The organism is Kocuria palustris (assembly GCF_016907795.1).
GTDB lineage: Bacteria > Actinomycetota > Actinomycetes > Actinomycetales > Micrococcaceae > Kocuria > Kocuria palustris.
Window position 1 is genome coordinate 858,590 of the sequence record NZ_JAFBCR010000001.1, and the last position, 19,274, is coordinate 877,863.

The window sequence follows — 19,274 nt, forward strand, 5'->3', positions numbered from 1 at the left end:
GGCGACGACGTGCGAGGCGGAGGCACAGGCATCCGGTCTCATCACATCAGCCCTGGTCAGCTGGGTCTATGGGGATTCCGTCGATTCCCCGTGCGCTGTCCTGCCCGCCCGCACCCCCGACAGATGTCACGGGTGGGCGGGCGGGTCACAGCACGGGGATGATCTCCTTCTGCGCGGTGCCCCAGGGATGCGTGCGGTAGATGGCGCGCAGGACGATCTCGTTGCGGACGGCGATCATGGGCTTGGCCGTGAAGGTGGAGACGGAGGAGACCTGGCGGGAGGACTTCACGAAGCCGTTGGCCCGGTCCCTGCGCCGCTCCTCGAAGCTGCGCAGCGCCTCGGCCACGGAGGCCTCGCGCTGGAAGGCCAGGGCCACGCTGAGCCCGTCCTCGATGCCCTGACCGGCCCCCTGGGCCATGTCCGGCGTCATGGGGTGTGCGGCGTCGCCGATGATCGTGGCGCGGCCGCGGCCCCAGTGCTGGAGCGGGTCGCGGTCCAGGATGTGGTTGCGCAGGATGCGCTCCTCCGGGGTCGAGCGGACCATCGACTGGACGTGCGCGGGCCAGCCCCGGAAGCGGCGGATCGCCTCGGCCTGACGTTCCCCCGGCACGTCCGGATACCGCGGCGGCGCCTGCAGCAGCGCCAGCCAGTACAGCTCGCCGTCGCTGACGTGGTAGTGCAGGATCCGCCCGGTGGGGCCCCAGTAGATGGCCATGTCGCCGGGGACCAGCTCGGGGTGCTGGTAGTCGGTCGTGCCGTGCCAGGCGGTCAGCCCGCAGTAGCGCGGCTCGGCGGGGCCGTGCAGCTGGCGGCGGATCACGGAACCGATGCCGTCGGCGCCGATCACGGCATCAGCGCGCAGGCTCTGGTCGTCGCCAGTGCGCACGATGACACCGGAATCCGTGCGGTCGAAGCCGGTCACCGAGATGCCGAAGCGCACGGTGCCCGGCTCCAGGGCCTGCAGCAGGGTCTGGTAGAGGTGCGTGCGCGTCACGCCCACGGCCGGGCAGCCCGCGCCGGCGGCCAGCTTCTCCACGTCCAGGGTCCCGATCTGGCGCTCGCGCCAGGTGAGATAGCGGTGGCGGCGCACCACGGTGCCGCGCTCGATCACCGGCTCGGCCAGCCCCAGCCGGTCCAGGCAGTCGATCACGTTGGGCCATAGGTGGATGCCGGCGCCCAGCTCGGCCGTCGAGGCGGTCTCGCGCGCTTCGAGCACGCGCACGCCGAAGCCCGCCTGCTGCAGCGCGTTGGCCGCCGTCAGTCCGGCGATGCCGCCGCCGACGATCACGATCTCTGCTCTTCTCATGGCTGCTCGATCCTGTCCTCGTCCCGTGCGGCACCCGAGGCCGCAGCCCCGGAGCCCGCGTCCTGAACCCTGCTGCCGACGGCCTCCGGCTCCCTCGCCGGAACGGTGCCGACGGCGTGCGAGCCGCGGCCCTCGTCGAGGATCTTGAGGAAGCCGCGCAGCTGCTCGATCAGTCCCGTGGAGTCCTCGACCTGCACGGCGTGGCCGATGCCGTCGAAGGCCACGTGGTGCAGGCGCGGGTGCGCCTGTCGTGCCCTCTGCACGTCCTCGGCGGACATGAGCCCGCCGCGGGCCTCATCGGCCTGCAGCAGCGCCACCGGTCCGTCGAAGCGCACGAGCAGATCCTCGGCCGGGCACGGGGCGGCGAACTCTCCGTCGTGGTAGGCCTCCAGCACCGCCGGGTCCAGCTGCTCCGGCGAGCGCGACACCGCTCGCAGGACCAGGGGCGCGTCCGCGAGGTAGGACCGCGTGATCGAGGGATCCGGTCGCCGCGAGTGCAGCGGCGAGTCGATCACCACGAGCCCGTCGATCAGCTCGGGTCTGCGGGAGGCGGCCGCCATCGCGACCCAGCCGCCCAGCGAGTGGCCGCTGAGCACGACCGGCTCGGGGCAGTGCGCCTCGAGGAGGTCGATCAGGTCCCCCGCCATGGCCTCCACCGAGTAATCCCCTGCCGCTCTCCCGGAGAGCCCGTGTCCGCGCAGGTCGGGGGCCAGCTGCGTGTGCTCCTGCAGACCGGCCATGACCGGCTTGAAGATCTGCCAGCGAGCGCCGAGACCGTGGACGTGCACGATCCGCGGCACGCCCCGGCCCAGGCTCCCGTAGGCCAGGACCGGTTCGTGCGCGCTCCACAGCTGCGGCAGCGGGCGAGCCTTAGGAGGCACCGTGATCCGCCTCGGCCACGCCCAGCACCAGGGCCAGGTGAAAGCCGTTCGAGCTGGAGGTCGTCACGACGACGGGGCCTTCGGTCTCGCCGCGCGAGATCGCCCCGGCGGCCAGGACCACGTCCAGCAGACCGCCCACGGCGAAGGAGTCGCCCAGCACCGGGCGGCTGGCGTGGCGCTGCGCCTGCGGCAGAACACGGCCCAGGGCCGACTCGGCGGCGGCATCGGAGCCTGCCGAGCCCTTGAGGTCGACCCACACGTGGTGCACGTCCTGCGCCGAGACGCCGGCGCGCTGCAGGCCGTCGCGCACGGCGCGCTCCAGGCCCTCGCCCTCGGCCGAGACCGAGCCGATGCCCAGTCCGTCGGAGGCCATGCCCGTGCCGAGCAGCTCGGCCAGCGGCTGGGCACCGCGCTCCAGGGCGGAGTCCCGGTCCTCGATCAGCACGCTGGCAGCGCCCTCGGCGGCGTGCCAGTCGCCGCCGTCGAACAGGCCCAGGTCCCGCAGCCCGCGCACGACCGACGGGGTCAGCGCCTCGGCGGAGGTGCCCAGGATCGCGTCGGCGCGACCGCGCCGGATCTCCTGGGCGCCCATGCTCAGCGTGAGCGCCCCGGCGGCGCGTCCTGCGGTCAGCGTGGTGGTGGGGCCCACGCAGCCCAGGTTCATGGCCACCTGGCCGGCGGCGGCGTTGTAGACGGTGTTCGGGAACAGCGCCGGATTGGCCGCGGAGGGGTCCTCGTCGAACAGGGGCTGGGCGAAGCGCTCCATGACGTCCATGGGCCCGATCTCGGTGCCCAGGATGATGCCGGTGCGCTCGCCTGCGGTGTGGTCGGCGTGCTCGAGCGCGGACTGCGCGGCCACGACCGAGCCGATCGCCAGGCGATCCATGCGCCGGCGCACGCGGGGGGCCAGCTGCTCCTTGCCGGTCGCCGTGAACAGCCCGACCTGCTGGCCCTCGACCTCGGTGAAGGCCTGTTCGCCAGCGGCCACCGCCTCCTCGAGCGCCGACACCGTCTCCCCGGCGGAGGTCACCGCACCCAGACCCGTGAGGACGATCCGGCGATCGCTGACCGGCAGGCGCGTGTCCTCGTGATCGCGGGTGAGCACGAGCGAGGCGTTCGCCCCGCCGAAGGCGAAGTTGTTGCAGATCGCCGCGTTCGTCTCCATCGGCTGCGCCTCGATCGGCACATGGCGCAGGTCGCAGACCGGGTCGGGGGTCACGAGCCCGGCGGTGGGCGGCGCGGTCTGGGTCTGCAGCGCCTTGACCGTGACCATGGCCTCGGAGGCCCCGGCCGCACCCAGCAGGTGCCCGATCATGGACTTCGTCGACGACACCCGGATCTGGTCCAGGTCCTCCCCCAGAGCCCGTCGCATGGCGGCGGTCTCGGCGGGGTCGTTCTTGGCGGTGCCCGTGCCGTGGGAGTTCAGGTAGCCGACCTCGGAGGCCGAGACCCCGGCCTGGCGCAGCGCCTCCTGGATGGCCCGGGCCGCGCCGCGGCCCTCGGGCTCGGGGGCGGTCGGGTGGTAGCCGTCGGCGGACAGGCCCAGCCCGGCGAACTGCGCCAGGACCTCCAGGCCCAGCTGCTCGGCCAGGTCCTCGCGCACGAGCACCATCATGGCCGCGCCCTCGCCCAGCGAAAGTCCTTGACGGTCGGCGGAGTACGGCTTGGCCGGCTCCGGCGACAGCGACTCGAGCGAGTTGAACCCGGCGAACAGCACATCGGACAGGGCATCGGTGCCACCGGTGAGCACGGCATCGGCGCGACCGTCGGCGATCAGCTCGGCGGCATAGCCCACCGCGTTGGCGCCGGCGGCGCAGGCGGTGTTCAGCGACAGGACCGGGCCGCGGATGGCGTGGGCTCCTGCCACGGCCTCGGCCAGGCCCTGCGGGGTCGAGTACGCCAGAGCCTCGCCCTTGCCCTCGCGCCCGGCGCGCTCGTCGAGGTACCACTGCTCGACCGAGAGAAGCCCGGCGTTGCAGGTGCCCAGGACCAGGCCCCAGCGCTCCGGCTCGATGCCGAGTCCCTCGGCTGCGGCCATGGCCTCCTCGGCGGCGATCAGCGCGAAGTCCAGCGCCGGATCGTCGTAGCCCTCGGGGTAGCCGGCGCGATCGGCGGGCTTGTCCAGCGGGGCGACCTCGCCAGCGATGTCCGTGCGGATGCCCTCGGTGGACAGACGCTGGACGGTGCGGATCGCGACGCTGCCGTCGCGCACGCCCTCCCAGGTGGCCTCGGCGCCGCGGCCCTGCGAGGTCACCGCGCCCACGGCCACCACGACGGGACGGGGCTGAGCTGCTGCGTGCTGCTGGTTCATTCGGATCGTTCCCCCTGGTCTGCGGTCTGGTCGGCGGCGCCGGTCCCGGCGGCGCGCGAGGTCTGGGCGCGGCGCAGCACGGCTGCGCCGGACTGGCCCTGGAAGCCCTGGGCGAGTGCGAGCGCACCGGAAGGGCCGTCGTCGGACAGCGGCAGCGGCCGGGCGCTGCCCAGCACGAGATCGAGCTCGGGCTCGCCTGCCTGCTCGGCGGCGGTCCCGACGATCGCCGGAACCGTCCCGGCCTCCAGCACCAGCGCGGCCACGGCCACGTTGAGCAGCCCGGAGGCCGCCGTCGTGTGCCCGGCAGCGCCCTTCACCGCCGTCACGGCCGGACGGGCAGCGCCCAGCGCCTCGCTCAGCGCCTGGACCTCGCGGGCGTCGCCATCAGCGGTCGCGGTGCCCTCGGCCACGACGGCTGCGATCTGCTCGCCGTCGATCCCGGCCCCGGCCAGCGCGGCGCGCACGGCGCGGGCCAGTCCGTCGCCGTCGGCCAGGGGCGTGAAGACCCTGGCGCTGTCCTGGCGGGAGGACACGGCCTCCAGCCCCGCGTAGACACGGGCCCCGCGGGCGGCGGCGTGGTCGGAGGATTCGAGCACCAGGAACACCGAGCCCTCGCCGAGCACCGTGCCGGCGCCCTCAGCGGCGAACGGGTGCGGCTGGTCCTGCCCGTGCTGCAGCAGTCCCCAGTCCTGGTACTTGGACTGGTTCCACCATGACGTGGAGTCGTCGAAGCCCCCGACGATTACCACCTCGGCCTCGCCCCGGCGGATCGCGCGCAGGCCCATGCCCAGGGCGGACATCCCGGCCTCGGCGGCGCCCGAGACGTAGGCGTTGATGCCCTTCATCTCGAGCACCTTGGAGATGTAGAACAGCGAGGCGGCCTGCAGGCCCTCGACGTAGAACAGCGGGTAGAAGTCGGCGGCGCCCTCGGCGCCCATGACCTGGTAGTCGACCGAGCCGTCCTCGTCGCGGGCCAGCAGCACGGCGTCCATGACCTTGTCCGGCTCGGAGATCTCCTTGGCGCTGGCCAGGTACAGCCCGGCCTGCTCCAGCTGGCCCTCCAGGCCCGCATCGCGGACGGCATGCACGGCGCCCAGTGCGGCCAGGCGGTCGTTGCGGATCATGTTGCGCAGCATGCGCCGGTCCACGAGCGGCTTCAGCGCCGACTGCAGCTCCGCGACCTCCGCGCTGGCGCGGCAGTCCAGCGACGAGGCGTCGAAGGACTGCGTGGGGGCGACCGCGCTGCGTCCCTCCAGCAGCGCCTCCCAGTTCTGCTCGGCGCTGTGTCCCAGGCCCGTGACGGCGCCGATGCCGGTGATGACGACGTCGCTCATGCGCCGACCTCGCTTCCCTGTCCGGTGCTGTCGGCGCCGTCGACGGTCCCGCGCGCATCCGGCGCGCCGATCGGGGCCACGCGCTCCAGGCGCAGCGCGTTGACCTTCATGACGGACTTGCCCTCGACCGAGGCCGAGGCGCGGTAGGTCTTCTCACCGGTGCGCTTGACCTCCAGCTCCAGGACGTCGCCGGGGCGCACGAAGGTGCGGAACTGCACGCGGGTGGCCCCGCCCAGCTGCAGCGCCGGCGCCGCGGCCTCGGCGGTCTCGTCGGTCGTCGACTCCTCGACGATCGCCGCGAGCTCGGCCAGCGAGCCCAGCAGCAGGACGCCGGGAAGTACCGGGAAGTCCGGGAAGTGGTCGTCGAGCAGGTCCATGGTCCCGCCGACCCCGCGCACGCCGCGGGCGCTCACGCCCGGGACGAGCTCGGTGACGCGGTCCACGCCGGTGAGCTGGGGCATGCGGGTGGTGCTGCGCCGCGTCATCGTGCGGCCTCCTCATCGGCGGGTCGGGCGGGCTGCGCCGCGTCGTCGACGTGGCGGGTGATCACCGTGCAGGCGTTCGTGCCGCCGAAGGCGAACGCGTTGACGAGCACGGCGTCGGTGTCCAGGACCCGGCCAGGCTGCGGGGCGTAGTCCAGGTCGCAGTCCGGATCCGGGTTCTCCAGGTTGATCGTGGGCGGGACGCGGCCATCGGCCAGCACCCCCAGGGCTCCGAGCGTTCCGAGCGCGGAGGCCGCAGCTGTGAGGTGACCGCTCATCGACTTCACGGAGGTCATCACGAGCTCGCCGGCGTGGGCGCCGAAGACCTCGCGCACGGCCTGGGACTCGCTGACGTCGTTGCCCGGAGTGGAGGTGCCGTGCGCCGCGATGTAGCCGATGCGCTCGGCGGGGACCCCGGAGTCTTCGACGGCCCGGACCATGCACTGGGTCACCCCTCCCCCGGGAGGCGGCGGATCCGTCATGCGGTAGGCGTTCATGGTGGCGGCGTAGCCGGCGATCTCACCCAGGATCGGGGCGCCGCGGCGCAGGGCGGACTCGCGCTCCTCGAGCACGAGCATGATCCCGCCCTCGCCGAGCACGAAGCCCGAGCGGTCGTCGCTGAAGGGCCGGGAGGCGCGCTCGGGCTCATCGGCGTGGTCCTTGGTCAGCGCTCCCAGCAGGGAGAAGCCCAGGACGTCGAGCCAGGTCACGAGCGAGTCGTAGCCGCCGGCCAGGGCCGCATCGGCCTCGCCCTCCTGGATCTGGCGGAAGGCCTCGCCGATCGCGTGCCCGGAGGCGGTGCAGGCCGTCGAGACGGACTCCACCGCTCCGCGGAAGCCGGCCTCTCGGGCCAGCACCGCGGCAGGGATGTTCTGGTCTCGGCGCAGCACGTCCTCGATCAGCGGCCTGTGCAGGGGCAGCTCGGACTTGACCCGGTGGAAGAACTCGGCCATCTCCTGCAGGTCGGGACGCCCGGCGGTGGCGCCGACCACCACGGTGCGGCGATCGGCCTCCTCCTCGTCGCGGGCGGCGGGCAGCCCGGAGCGGCGCAGCGCCTCGAGCCCGGCGGCCACGCCGAAGGCGCCCTGCCGGGAGAGCAGCTCGGCCTCGGCGACGTCGGGCACCAGCGTGCGGGCATCCTCCACGGGCACCGTGCCGGCGATGCGCACCGGGTAGGCCGAGGCGTCGAACTGGGTGATCTCCCGGACGCCGCTGCGCCCGGCCACCAGGGACTCGAGCGTCGACTCGGCGTCCAGGCCCAGCGGGGTCACGGCACCGGCGCCGGTGATCACCACGCGGCGGCGGGCGGTCTGGGCGGGGCTCATGCGCGCACCAGCGTCTCGTAGAGCCGGCGCGAGGTCTCGCGGTCCTGCAGCGTCTCGGCGTCCATGAGCGAGCACATGATGTCCTCGGCCTCGAGCACCAGCTCGCCGTCGGCCGCGGCGCGGCCGCTGAGCACGGCGATCTCCTCAGTCCAGGACACGACCGTGCCGGTGAGCTCCAGGCGCTGGCCGGGGCGGACCAGCCCGTGGGTGCGCAGCTCGCCCACCTGCAGCAGCGCCGCGCGGCGGGTCAGCTCGGTCGAGCCCATGATCAGCCAGGTGCCGGCCTGGCAGATGCTCTCGAGCACGAGGCTCGGCGGCATCACGGGCGGCTCGCCCTGCCAGTAGGGCTCGGCCAGCGAGGTCGCCTTGACGGCGCGCACCGACTCGTGCGGCCTCAGCTCCTCGATCCGATCCACGAGGTGGAATCTCATCAGTGCTCCTGACGATGGTGTGTCAGCTGGTGGTGGTCGCGGGCGGCGCGTGCGGCTCCGGGGCGCCCCAGCGGCTCGGGCCGCAGGGCGGTGCCGGCGCCGCCGTCGTGCCGCGGGTCGGAGGCGGCCGCGTAGAGGACGACGTGGGCGATCGCGTAGTCACGGGTGTGCGAGAGGCTCACGTCCGCGCCGGTGAGGCCCAGCCGGGCAGCCGTCTCGGCGGCGCGTCCGGTGAGCTCGAGCCGGGGCCGGCCGCTGAGCTCGCGCTCGATGCCGATCTCGGTCCAGGCCACGCCCCGGCTCATGCCGGTGCCCAGGGCCTTGAACGCGGCCTCCTTGGCGGCGAACCGGGCGGCGAGCCGCTCACCGCTGCGCCGTCCGCCGCGCAGCGCGTAGGCCAGCTCGGCGGCGGTGAACAGATCGGGCAGTCGGTCAGGGAACCGCTCGGCGAGCCGAGCGACCTTCTCGGTCTCCACGAGGTCGACCCCCACCCGCACCAGCGCAGCCTGCGGTTCCCGGACCCTCATGATCAGGCCCGGGAGGCGACGAGCTCGGTGAGGTTCGCCACGGTGAAGTGGCTCATGACGTCCTCGGGCGAGAGCTTGCCGTCGAGGTCCTTCTCCGCGATCTGCGGCATGACCTTCTTGAGCTGCTCCATGCCCTTGGGGGTGATGACGTCGGCGTCCTCGTCGCCGAACTCCTCGTCGGGCATGCCGCCCTGGACGTAGGAGGCCAGCTCGTCGGACTGGATCTTCACGCCGGTGGCGCGGTCGATGCGGAAGAGGATGTCGAGCAGGTCGATGGACTCGGCGCCCAGCTCGTCGAGCAGGGTGGACTCGGGCGAGATCTCGTCCAGGTCCAGGGCCAGGGCCTCGGCCACGCAGTCGCGGACCTTCTCGTAGAGCTCGGTGTTGGTCTCGGCGATCGAAGCGGTCATTGCGCTCTCCTTCTTCGTGTCGGTCCGAGCGGTGTGCTCGGCGGATCCTTCGGGGTGGTCGGGTGGTTCGCGGCGCGCCGGTCGGCGCGGGTCACTTGGGCCGGCCGAGGCCGAGCTGGGCGGCGGCGCCGCCGTCGACGGCCAGGCACTCGCCGGTCATGTAGGCGGAGTCCTCGCCTGCCAGGAAGGACACGACGCCGGCGATCTGCTCCACAGCGCCGAACCGGCGCATGGGCAGCTGCCTCTTGATCCCCGCGCCGGACTTCGTCACGAGCTCCTCGACGAGCTCGGTCGGCACGAAGCCGGGCATCACGGCGTTGACGCGGATGCCGAAGCGGGCCAGCTCGACGGCCGAGCAGCGGGTGAAGGCGTTGATCGCGCCCTTGGAGGCGGAGTAGTTGGCCTCGCCCACCCAGCCGCGCTCGCCCATGACGGAGGACATGTTGATGATCGAGCCGGTGCCGCGGGACATGAAGTGCTCCAGCACGGCCTTGGTGCCGTTGAAGACGCCGCCGAAGTTGACGTCCATGACGGAGCGCCAGTCCTCGGTCTGCATCGACGAGATCAGCACGTCCTTGGAGATCCCGGCGTTGTTCACGACCACGTCGAGCTGCCCGAAGGCCTCGATCGCGCTGGCGGCCGCGGCCTTCATCTGCTCGAGGTCGGCCACATCGCCCTGCACGGCGATCGCCTCCACGCCGAGCTCGCGGAGCTGCTCGACGGTCTCCTGCGCGGCCTCGGCGCCGGAGCGGTAGTTGACCGCCACGTCGAAGCCGTCCTGGGCCAGGCGCAGGCTCAGCGCGGCGCCGATGCCGCGGGAGCCGCCCGTGACCAGGGCGGCCCGGCGCCCGGCGCCCTCGGTCTGGCTCTGCTCGCTCATCTGATTCCTCTCGGTTGCAGCTGACATGTGCTTCGGGTCCGGTCTTTCAGGAACCGGCCCGAGCGGCTTCGCGCAGCGACGACGGCCCGCCGAACGACGGCACGGCCCCGGGGAGCCCGTGGCGCTCGGCGGCCAGCTCGGCGACGGCTCGGCCCGAGGTCAGGGCCCGCAGCGACGACTCGCCTTCCTCCGACCAGTGCCCCGCCAGCAGCAGGCCCTTGAGCGGGGTGACGTGGGGCAGGCGCTTGGAGGCGGTCTGCGACGGGGTGTTCTCCCAGCCGTAGGCCGCTCCCCCGCGGTTGCCCGTCCAGCGCGCGTAGGTGGCCGGCGTGGCGGTCTCCATCAGGTCGAATCTGTCGCGGAATCCCGGGAAGGCCGTCTCGACGGCGGCGATCATGTCCTCTGCCAGCTCGGGCTTGGCCGCCGACCAGTCCCGGGACAGCTCGGCCGGCACCAGGCCGGTGATCGTCACCGAGTGCCTCCCGGCCGGGGCCATGCCGGGATCCACCAGGGTGGGCACCGAGGCCCAGAGCCCGCCGGGGCGCCCGTCCTGCAGCTCGGCCCAGGTCCGGCGGTGATCCCAGTGGCGGAAGACGATGTTCTCGTCGACCATGCCCAGCTGCTGCGGGTCGCCGTCGAAGCCGCCGAACAGCGTCACGGCGGAAGGGGCCAGCGTGTAGCGCTCCACGCGCCGCTTCCAGGACGCGGGCAGGGCGTCCCAGCCCACGAGCTCTGCCAGCAGCGCGGTGCCGTCGGAGGCGCCGATCACGGTCTCGGCCAGGATCTGCTCGCCGTCGGCCAGCTCCACGCCGGTCACGGCGCCGTCGGCGCTGAGCACGCGGGTGACCTCGGCGCCGGTGCGCAGCGTGCCGCCGGCCGATTCCAGCCCGCAGACGATCGCATCCACGAGGGACTGGAAGCCGCCGCGCGGGAACCATCCGCCGGTGTGGAAGGTCTCGAGCATCTGGTTGAACAGCAGGAAGGACAGCCGGTCGGGGCTCGAGCCCAGGTACGGCCAGATCGCTCCCATGACGGCGCGGGCGCGCTCGTCGTCCAGGTACGGCGCGATGGCCGACTGGACGGTCGAACGACGGTGCTCGAGCACGCGCGGGACGCGGGCCATCACCGCCTCGATGTCCTCGGCGAGATCGAGGCGCTGAGGCATGGACGAGGTCTGCTCGTAGAGCTCGTGGCGCATCTCGAACAGCTCGGCCAGGCCACGGGCCTGAGCCGGGAACGCGTCCTGATGCGCGGCCAGGAAGTCCTCGCGCCCGGTGGGGGCGACCATCGAGAAGCCCGGCAGATCCACCCGGTAGATCTCGCCGAAGCGCTCGAAGACGACCTGATCGGCCACGCCCAGGTGCTCGAGCAGCAGGCCGATATAGGCCTCCGGCCGCGCCTCCACGGTCACGTGGACGGCCGGGTCGAAGGTGAAGCCGTCGCGGGTGAAGGAGCGGGCGCAGCCGCCGGGGCCGTCGGCCTTCTCCAGGACGACGACGTCCAGCCCGGCTCGGGCCAGCAGGGCTGCGGCGCTGAGCCCGGACAGGCCCGCGCCGATCACGATCGCATCGTGGCGGGCGCTCATGCGTCCCGCCAGGTGCTCGCAGGAGCCGGCGCGGTCCAGTCCAGAGTGATCCCGGCCCAGATCCACTTGGTGGCCTCGACGCCGATCAGGCTGACGCGCTGGCCGACCTCGATCATGCCCGAGCGCCAGGCGTGATCGAGGAACAGCGGGACGGCGGCCGAGCCGCAGGCGCCGGTGTCGGCGAGGTTGTCGAAGACCTTGCCCTCGAGGGCCTTGAAGTCGGCGTTGAGCGTGCCCTGCTCCTCCATGGAGTCCAGCAGCCAGCCCACATTGCCCTCGGGGATCAGGCACCAGTCCAGATCGGCCGGTGTCGCCCCGGCGGCGGCCAGGGTCCCGGACAGCGCCTCCAGGACCATCACGGGGGTGAACTCGCCTGCTCCGACCACGTCCACGCGCAGATCGACCAGGCGCTCGGCGCGCTGCTGCTCCACGAGCGGCTTGAACGTGCCTCCGCCCACGGCGTGGATGCCGGGCTTGCGGTTCCCGCCGATGGCCTGCTCGGCCCCGGGCTCGAGGCCCTTCGACTCGTCGTCGGAGGCCTCGACCACGATGGCGCCGGCGCCGTCGGAGAACATGTAGATCGGCACGCGGTCGCGCATGCGGATCTTCTCCTTGGGCATGGCCAGGTAGGTCCCGGCCAGCACCGGGGAGATGCACTCCGAGCCGATCACGAGTACGCGGCGCCGCGTGCCGGCCGCGATCTGCAGGCGCGCGATCTCCAGTGCCTGCACCGCGCCGGCACCGGCCGAGCGCAGCTCCATGGTCGAGACCTTCTCCAGCCCCAGCTGCTCCTGCACGTAGCCGACCGTGGGCGGCAGCGTGTACTCGGGGGTTCCGGTCGAGAGGATGATGCCGTCGATGTCCTCCGGGACCAGTCCCGCCGAGTCGAGGGCGCGATGAGCGGCCTTGGTCGCCATGTCGGCGTTGGACTCGCGGTGCTCGCCGGTGCGCGGGTCGATCAGCCAGAAGCGCTGCTGGATGGACAGCCCCTCCAGGACCTCGGCCGGCAGCTCGCCGGCCAGCTCCTCGATCACGTCGTTGCCGATGGGCTCGCCGGGCTGGTAGCCGCCGACGCCGGTGATCCGTGCTCGTGCCATGGTCAGTGGGGTCCTCTCGGAGGTGCTCGGGTGGGGCTGGGTCTTCGGGCAGTGCCCATCAGTGGCCGCTGCAGGGGCGGTGCGGTGGAGCCTGGCGGACGCGCTGCGCGTCCTGCTTCCGGTCTGGGAGCCGCTCGCGGCCGGCTCGGTCAGGTGCGGGCTGCTGCCCGTGCTCCGGCGAGGCGCAGAGCGGCGCGGCTCGCGGCGGCTGCCGTCGGATCGGCGACGGCCTGCCGTGCCACCGCCCCCGTCGCGTGCATGCCGGCGCCCTGTCCCTCGAGCGCTGTTGCCTGTCCAGCCATGCTGCAGCCTCCCTCTGGCCTGTGGTCCTGCTCGAGCGGTGTGCTCCACCGCCGTGCGGCACGGAGAGGGCACCGATGCACTGCACGCATCGACTGCGCCTGCCCGTCGAGCCCGCAGCCTCACCGGCTTCCGCGCCGCGCCCGCCTGGCGCACCCTTCCCAGGGGCGCCGTTGTTCGCGGGCGGTCCCGGCGCGGACGTCGCACCGCGGTCATCGCCCTGGATCAGGTGGGCTCGCGCGGCGCGAGGTTCCGGTCACTGCCGAACTCGAGTATTCATCGTGGCACGTCACGGGCCTGCGTCCAGTCTTAAGTGCATTTTCGCGGCGTGATTGTCCCCCGAGCGGGGAACGTGATCCCCCAGGAGTGTGGTCACCCCGTCTCGCCCGGACCGGACACGCCCCGTCACATCCCCGCCCGCGCCGCGCGCCCTCCCAGGCCGGTGCCCCACGATGAAGGGGATCTCGGCCTCCGCACGGCCGCCGCACCCCACCAGGAGGACAGGACATGGATCGCACGGACCGCACGCCCGCCCCGCAGCAGGACCGGCAGACGCGGGCCTCCGGAGCTCCGCGCACGATCGCCGTGATCGGCAGCACCGGGCAGCTCGGACGCAGCGCCGTCGAGGTCTTCGCCGCCCGCGGCCACCGCGTCCTGGCAGTGGCCCGCGGCCGGCAGACGGACCTGCCGGCCGGCGTCGAGGCCCGCGTGGCCGATGTGACGCGCCCGCAGACCCTGCCGGGGGCGCTCGGGGGCGCCGAGGCCGTGCACCTTTCCCTGAGCGGAGGCAATGATCCCGAGCAGATCCGCGCCGTCGAGGACGAGGGCGTGCGGCACGTGGCACGGGCGGCCGGGCAGCTGGGCATCACCCGGATCTCGATGATCTCCGGCATGTACGCCCGCCCCGAGTTCGCCGATCACCCCGGCGAGGGAGCCAAGGTCCGCGCCGAGCAGCACCTGCTGGCCGCGCGCACACCGGCGACCGTCTTCCGACCGGCCTTCTTCGCCGAGACCCTCGAGTCCTTCGTGCAGAACGGGCGCGGCATGCTGCTGGGCCCGCAGCCGCACACCCTCCACCCCATCATCAGCGCAGACCTCATGAATGCGATCGCGCGCAGCTACGCCATGCCGCAGGCCCAGGACCGCGTCTTCGAGGTCACCGGCCGCGAGCCCATGACGCTGAAGTCCGCGCTGCGCCGCTACCTGGAGGCCACCCGCCCCGGGGCCAAGGTCACCGCGATGCCGCTGTGGTTCATGAACCCCGTCAATCGCCTGTTCATGAAGGGCGGGCTGACCCGCGCCCTGGACACCATGGGACTCATGCAGGCCCACGGCGAGATCGCCGACCCGACGACCTACTTCCAGGTCTTCGGCGAGCAGACCACCCCGTTCGACACCTGGCTCGAGCAGCAGCCGGTGCGCAGCGCCTGAGCCGCAGCCCCTGCGCGCTGTCGCCGCGCGCCGCGCTGATAGCCTCGGCGGGGCCGCAGACCGCGGCCCGTTGTCGTGTCGGCATCCCGACGAGGAGGCGGTCGTGCAGCTGCTGGACCCTGAGGCGGTCTTCCGCGCCGTCGACCTGGCGGGGGTGTTCGTCAACGCCGTGCTCGGCGGAGCGATCGCCCGCTCCCTGAAGCTGGACATCATCGGCTTCCTGGTCCTGGCCGTGCTCTCCGGGCTGGGCGGCGGCATGATCCGCGATGTCCTGCTCCAGAACGGCAGGCCGGTGGCCCTCAGCGATCCGACCTACCTCATCACCGCGCTGATCGGCACGGGCCTGATCTTCAACCTCCCGATCAAAGGCCGCTGGATGCACCGCGCCCTCTCGGCGGCGGATGCGCTGGCCCTGGGCTGCTGGGCCGCCACCGGCGCCTCCAAGGGGCTGGCCGCCGGGCTGGGCTGGATCCCGGCGATCATGCTGGGCATGATCACCGCGGTCGGCGGCGGCGCCGTGCGCGATGTCTGCATCGGCCGCGTCCCCGGCATCTTCGGCGGCAACACCCTCACGGCCACCACTGCGTTCGTCAGCGCGTTGACCATGGCCGCCGCGTGGGAGCTGGGTCGACCCAACTGGGGCATGGGGGCCGCGATCCTCCTGGCGGCCCTGCTGACCGTGCTCACGCGCACCCTGGGGTTGACGCTTCCGGGTCAGGGCGGCTGGGATGTCGGCTCGGCAGGGCGGCAGCTGGCCCGCACCGCCAGCGCCAAGAGGCCGCGGATCGTGGTGCACAAGGGTCGGCTGGGCCGGCAGCGCAGCCAGCGCAATGAGCAGGCCCGCACGGGGATGGTGCCCATCGTCCAGGTCGAGCGGGAGGACTCCGCCGCCTCGGACAAGGACGGCGACTGAGCGCACTCACCTGCCGCCGCCCGGGCTCAGCGCCCGCCTGAGGCCAGCAGTCGCAGGCCCTCCTGCCGGCGCTGCAGCACGATCTCCAGGATCTCCTCGGCCACTGCGTCCTCGACGAGCAGCGGCGCCGAGATCCGCTCGGCTCCGGCGTCCGCGGCCCGGTCGTGGAACTGCCCCGGCGCCAGCAGGAACGACGCCGCCGTGACCGGCCGCCCCGTCTGCTTCCGCACCGCCTCCACGGCCTCCGGCGCCGATGGCTGCGCGGCCGAGACGAAGCCCGTCTCCACGGGGCGCTCCAGACGCCCCGCGAGATCCTGCGCCTGGGCGCGGACATCGGCCACCGCGCGCGCGTCGGAGGAACCGGCGGCGATCAGCACGATCGGATCCTGGCTGCGCTCGCCTGCCCCGGCCGCGGCGTGACCGTCTTCGGCCGCAGCGGGCTCCTGCTCAGCCTCCGCCAGCCGGCGCGCGAGCAGCGTGGAGAGCCGCGGATCCGGTCCCAGAGCACCGACGACGACATGGTGCGGCCGCCCGTGCACGGCCAGCTCAAGATCGTGGTGCACGTGGTAGCCGGCGGACAGCAGCAGGGGCACGATCACGACCGGGCGATCAGCTAGCTCGGCGCATCGCTGAGCGACATCCGGGGCCTGCACGTCGACCCAGGTCTCGACCACCTCGGTTCCCGGCAGCAGGCGCCCGACCTGCTCGGTGATCCGTGCCGTGGCGCGCTGAGCCGTCGGCGAGCGCGAGCCGTGCGCGCACAGCAGCAGGACGGGGTCGACCTCGGACCGGGGTCCAGGGGCTCCGGCGCCCCGCGCGCTCACGGGCGCAGCGCCACGACGACCCGGCCCTGCGGGGAGACGGTCGCGTCGTGGACGGGCAGCTCGTAGGCATCGGTCGTGAGGCACTGGCCCGTGCGCAGGTCGTAGACCTCCTTGTAGAGCGGGGAGGCGATCGTGGGGGTCCCGTCGAGCGTGGCGCCCACGATCCCGCGGGCGATCACGAGCGCGCCCGAGCGGGGATCGGCGTGATCCACCGCGGCCACAGTGTCGTCCGGCAGCCGGAAGACGGCCATCTGGCGGCCCTCGACCAGGGCGACCTCGCCCCAGCCGGTCTCCAGGTCCTCGAGGCGGCATATCTCGACGGCGGTCGTGGCGCTCATGATGCGGCTCCTTGCCTGGGTCCTCGGGCGCGGCGAGCGCCGTGCCCGGTGTGCGAGCCCTCCGCAGGAGGCCTCGAAGGGCGCCGCGAGCTCGGCGCGGCCCTGTCCCGAACCGTACCCGCAGGCCGCTGCCGCGCGCAGGTCCCGCAGCATCTGAAGGCAACTGAGGTCCTCCTTGCCCGGGGGCGCGTGGTCTGATCGGAACGAGCCCACCCGCGATGCGAAGGAAGCCACTCATGTCAGAGACCACCGCCCAGGACACCTCGACCGGACGCCGGATCCTCGTCATCGGAGGCGGCCCCGCCGCTCACCGCTTCGTGCAGTCCATGCTCAAGCGCGGGCTCGGCCAGGACACGATCACGGTGCTCTCCGAGGAGAAGTGGACCCCGTACGACCGCGTGGCCCTGGAGAAGCTGTTCGTGGACGCCGAGCGCGACCTCACGCTGGGCGATCCGCAGATGTGGCAGACACCGGGCATCGAGCTGCGCTCGGGCCAGCGCGCCGCCGAGCTGGACGTCAAGGCCCGCACGGTGCTCACCCGCAGCGGCGAGACCTTCGCCTACGACGAGCTCGTGCTGGCCACCGGCTCGAACGCCGCTACCCTGAACATCCCGGGCGCCCACCGGGTCCACGTCTTCCGCACGATCGACGACGTACGCGGCATCGTGGCCGAGGTCGAGCAGCTGAAGCAGAAGCTGGGGCGCGCCCCGCGCGGGGTGGTCGTGGGCGGCGGTCTGCTCGGTCTGGAGGCCGCCGCCGGGCTTCTGGATCTGGGTGCGGAGGCCACCATCCTGGACGTCGCAGAATTCCTGCTGTGCACCCAGATGGACCGCGAGGGCGGACTGGCCGTCAACTCGCTGATGCGCGAGCAGGGCCTGGACGTGCAGTGCTCGAGCTATATCCAGGGCGTGGAGCTGGACGAGCAGGAGAACGTGATCGGCGTGAACGTCGCCGACGGCCCCGGCCCCGAGGCGGTGGTGCGCCGGCTCGAGGCGGACATGGTCATCCTGGGCGTGGGCATCCGCCCCCGCTCCGGCCTGGCGCGGCGCTCAGGCTTCCATCTGGACCCGCGCGGCGGCGTGGTCGTCGACGAGGCCTGCCGCACCTCCGTGGCCCACGTGTGGGCCATCGGCGAGGTCGCGCACATCCTGGGCCAGACCTGGGGCCTGGTGGGCCCTGCCAACAAGATGGCCGAGGTCGTGGCCGATCGCCTCCACGGCGGGGACGGCGAGGTCTCCGGCTTCGACACCTCGACCCGGCTGAAGTTCGCCGGCGTGGACGTGGCCTCCTTCGGCGACGTCTACGCGACCACACCCGGGGCGATCGAGGTCGACTACTCCGATCCGGTGGCCGGGATCTATCAGAAGCTCGTGGTGGCCGAGGACCGCGAGACCCTGATCGGCGGCGTGTTCGTGGGCAATGCCGAGCCCTACGACGCCCTGCGCCCCCTGCAGGGCCGACCGCTGCCGGCCGAGCCGGCTCGCTACCTCTCCGCGGCCGGCGGCGACGCCCCCGAGACCGAGCTGCCCGATGACGCCATCCTGTGCTCGTGCAACGGCGTGCCCTTCGGGGAGATCCGCCAGGCCGTGCGCGACGGCCACCAGTCCGTGCCGGAGCTGAAGAAGTGCACGGATGCAGGCACCCAGTGCGGTTCGTGCGTGCCGATGATGCACAAGACGCTCGAGAAGACCATGGCCGAGATGGGCCTGACGGTCTCCAAGGCGCTGTGCGAGCACTTCGAGCTCTCGCGCGCCGAGCTCTACGCGGCGGTGCGCGCCACCGGCATCCGCACGTTCCCGGAGGCCCTCGAGCGCTTCGGCAGGGGTCAGGACGGCTGCGCGATCTGCAAGCCCACCATGGCCTCGATCCTGGCCTCCCAGCCGCACGCCTACGTGCTCGACGAGGGCCGCGGCACCCTGCAGGACACCAACGACCGCAACCTGGGCAACATGCAGAAGGACGGCACCTACTCGGTGGTCCCGCGTATCCCGGGCGGAGAGATCACCCCGGAGAAGCTCGCGGTGATCGCCGAGGTCGGGCACGAATACGGGCTCTACACCAAGATCACGGGCGCTCAGCGCATCGGGCTCTACGGCGCCCGACTCGAGGAGCTGCCCGCGATCTGGAAGCGGTTCGTGGACGCGGGCTTCGAGTCCGGGCAGGCCTACGGCAAGTCCCTGCGCAACGTGAAGTCCTGCCTGGGCTCCACCTGGTGCCGCTACGGCGTGCAGGACTCCGTGGGCATGGGCATCCGCCTGGAGAACCGCTACCGCGGGCTGCGCTCGCCGCACAAGTTCAAGATCGGCTCCTCGGGCTGCGCCCGCGACTGCGCGGAGTCCCAGTCCAAGGACATCGGCGTGATGGCCACCCCCGAGGGCTGGACGCTGTATCTGGGCGGCAACGGCGGGGCGAATCCCGCTCATGGCAGGGTCTTCGCCGAGTCCGTCTCGGAGGCCGAGCTCGTGCAGTACGTGGACCGCTACCTCATGTACTACATCCGCACCGCGGACAAGCTGCAGCGCACCGCCCGATGGCTCGAGGACCTCGACGAGGAGTACGGCGACGGCATCGTCCACCTCAAGGCGGTGCTGATCGACGATTCCCTGGGCATCTGCGCCGACCTGGAGGCGGACATGCAGCGCCAGGTCGAGGGCTACGAGGACGAGTGGGCCGCGACCCTGCGCGACCCGCAGCGCCTGCGCCGGTTCCGCCCGTTCGTCAACGACCCGGACGCTTCGGACGACTCCGCCCGCCAGTACGTGCTCGAGCGCGAGCAGATCCGCCCGGCCACCCCGGAGGAGATCGCCGCGGCCGAGGACGGCTCCGGGCCGGTGCTGATCTCCGGGACCCGCATCCCGGTGGGCGCCCAGGGCTGAGCCGCACTCCGCCGGGGCGTGGA

The 19,274-nt window shown here is 72.7% G+C and carries 18 protein-coding genes; 3 read left to right on the forward strand and 15 right to left on the reverse strand.

Annotated features, from left to right (window positions below; genetic code table 11):
- Nucleotides 1-145: 145 nt before the first annotated feature.
- The 13 genes from JOE55_RS03720 to JOE55_RS03780 all read right to left on the reverse strand — a co-directional run bounded on the left by JOE55_RS03720 (nt 146) and on the right by JOE55_RS03780 (nt 12,871).
- Entirely contained in the window at nt 146-1,306 is a 1,161-nt protein-coding gene (locus tag JOE55_RS03720) for an FAD-dependent monooxygenase (protein WP_204782068.1), read from the reverse strand.
- Nucleotides 1,303-2,187, reverse strand: a complete 885-nt coding sequence (locus JOE55_RS03725) for an alpha/beta fold hydrolase (protein ID WP_204782069.1) — start codon at nt 2,185-2,187, stop codon at nt 1,303-1,305. The genes JOE55_RS03720 and JOE55_RS03725 overlap by 4 nt, the downstream gene beginning before the upstream one ends.
- Nucleotides 2,177-4,498: a beta-ketoacyl synthase N-terminal-like domain-containing protein gene (locus tag JOE55_RS03730; protein WP_204782070.1), complete on the reverse strand. Its 2,322-nt coding sequence runs from the start codon at nt 4,496-4,498 to the stop codon at nt 2,177-2,179. Before JOE55_RS03730 ends, JOE55_RS03725 begins: the two co-directional genes overlap by 11 nt.
- A complete protein-coding gene (locus JOE55_RS03735; RefSeq protein ID WP_204782071.1) occupies nt 4,495-5,832 on the reverse strand; it encodes a beta-ketoacyl synthase N-terminal-like domain-containing protein in 1,338 nt (445 codons plus the stop codon). Before JOE55_RS03735 ends, JOE55_RS03730 begins: the two co-directional genes overlap by 4 nt.
- Entirely contained in the window at nt 5,829-6,317 is a 489-nt protein-coding gene (locus JOE55_RS03740) for an ApeI family dehydratase (RefSeq protein WP_204782072.1), read from the reverse strand. Before JOE55_RS03740 ends, JOE55_RS03735 begins: the two co-directional genes overlap by 4 nt.
- Entirely contained in the window at nt 6,314-7,639 is a 1,326-nt protein-coding gene (locus JOE55_RS03745; RefSeq protein WP_204782073.1) for a beta-ketoacyl-[acyl-carrier-protein] synthase family protein, read from the reverse strand. The genes JOE55_RS03740 and JOE55_RS03745 overlap by 4 nt, the downstream gene beginning before the upstream one ends.
- Nucleotides 7,636-8,070 carry a hotdog family protein gene (locus JOE55_RS03750; protein WP_006214245.1) on the reverse strand — a complete coding sequence of 145 codons (435 nt, stop codon included), beginning with the start codon at nt 8,068-8,070 and terminating at the stop codon, nt 7,636-7,638. Before JOE55_RS03750 ends, JOE55_RS03745 begins: the two co-directional genes overlap by 4 nt.
- Nucleotides 8,070-8,597 carry a holo-ACP synthase gene (acpS, locus tag JOE55_RS03755; protein WP_204782074.1) on the reverse strand — a complete coding sequence of 176 codons (528 nt, stop codon included), beginning with the start codon at nt 8,595-8,597 and terminating at the stop codon, nt 8,070-8,072. The genes JOE55_RS03750 and acpS overlap by 1 nt, the downstream gene beginning before the upstream one ends.
- Before the next feature lie 2 nt (nt 8,598-8,599).
- The gene (locus JOE55_RS03760; RefSeq protein WP_029643675.1) at nt 8,600-9,007 is read right to left on the reverse strand and encodes a phosphopantetheine-binding protein; all 408 of its coding nucleotides are present in this window, start codon (nt 9,005-9,007) and stop codon (nt 8,600-8,602) included.
- A 91-nt stretch (nt 9,008-9,098) separates the two neighbouring features.
- The gene (gene fabG, locus JOE55_RS03765) at nt 9,099-9,887 is read right to left on the reverse strand and encodes a 3-oxoacyl-ACP reductase FabG (protein WP_024290049.1); all 789 of its coding nucleotides are present in this window, start codon (nt 9,885-9,887) and stop codon (nt 9,099-9,101) included.
- 46 nt (nt 9,888-9,933) lie between these two features.
- Nucleotides 9,934-11,472, reverse strand: coding sequence for a phytoene desaturase family protein (locus JOE55_RS03770; RefSeq protein ID WP_155930982.1), 1,539 nt, complete (start codon nt 11,470-11,472; stop codon nt 9,934-9,936).
- Entirely contained in the window at nt 11,469-12,569 is a 1,101-nt protein-coding gene (locus JOE55_RS03775) for a 3-oxoacyl-ACP synthase III family protein (protein WP_024290047.1), read from the reverse strand. Before JOE55_RS03775 ends, JOE55_RS03770 begins: the two co-directional genes overlap by 4 nt.
- A 149-nt stretch (nt 12,570-12,718) precedes the next feature.
- Complete coding sequence (locus JOE55_RS03780) at nt 12,719-12,871, reverse strand: hypothetical protein (protein ID WP_155930981.1); 153 nt, start codon at nt 12,869-12,871, stop codon at nt 12,719-12,721.
- A 505-nt stretch (nt 12,872-13,376) separates the two neighbouring features.
- On the opposite strand from JOE55_RS03780, the gene JOE55_RS03785 reads away from it, so the two are divergent.
- Both JOE55_RS03785 and JOE55_RS03790 read left to right on the forward strand, forming a co-directional pair.
- Nucleotides 13,377-14,300, forward strand: coding sequence for an SDR family oxidoreductase (locus tag JOE55_RS03785; protein ID WP_204782075.1), 924 nt, complete (start codon nt 13,377-13,379; stop codon nt 14,298-14,300).
- A gap of 103 nt (nt 14,301-14,403) precedes the next feature.
- Nucleotides 14,404-15,213: a TRIC cation channel family protein gene (locus JOE55_RS03790; RefSeq protein ID WP_024290045.1), complete on the forward strand. Its 810-nt coding sequence runs from the start codon at nt 14,404-14,406 to the stop codon at nt 15,211-15,213.
- Nucleotides 15,214-15,239: 26 nt separating this feature from the next.
- Here the strand turns inward: JOE55_RS03790 and JOE55_RS03795 are convergent, their stop codons facing one another.
- Together JOE55_RS03795 and nirD are read right to left on the reverse strand one after the other, a co-directional pair.
- A complete protein-coding gene (locus JOE55_RS03795) occupies nt 15,240-16,037 on the reverse strand; it encodes a CbiX/SirB N-terminal domain-containing protein (RefSeq protein WP_204782076.1) in 798 nt (265 codons plus the stop codon).
- Nucleotides 16,034-16,375 carry a nitrite reductase small subunit NirD gene (gene nirD / locus JOE55_RS03800; RefSeq protein WP_204782077.1) on the reverse strand — a complete coding sequence of 114 codons (342 nt, stop codon included), beginning with the start codon at nt 16,373-16,375 and terminating at the stop codon, nt 16,034-16,036. The genes JOE55_RS03795 and nirD overlap by 4 nt, the downstream gene beginning before the upstream one ends.
- 236 nt (nt 16,376-16,611) lie before the next feature.
- Here nirD and nirB point away from each other — a divergent pair, with 236 nt between their 5' ends.
- On the forward strand, nt 16,612-19,251 hold the full coding sequence (gene nirB, locus JOE55_RS03805; RefSeq protein ID WP_204782078.1) for a nitrite reductase large subunit NirB: 2,640 nt from the start codon (nt 16,612-16,614) through the stop codon (nt 19,249-19,251).
- The last annotated feature ends 23 nt before the right edge of the window (nt 19,252-19,274 follow it).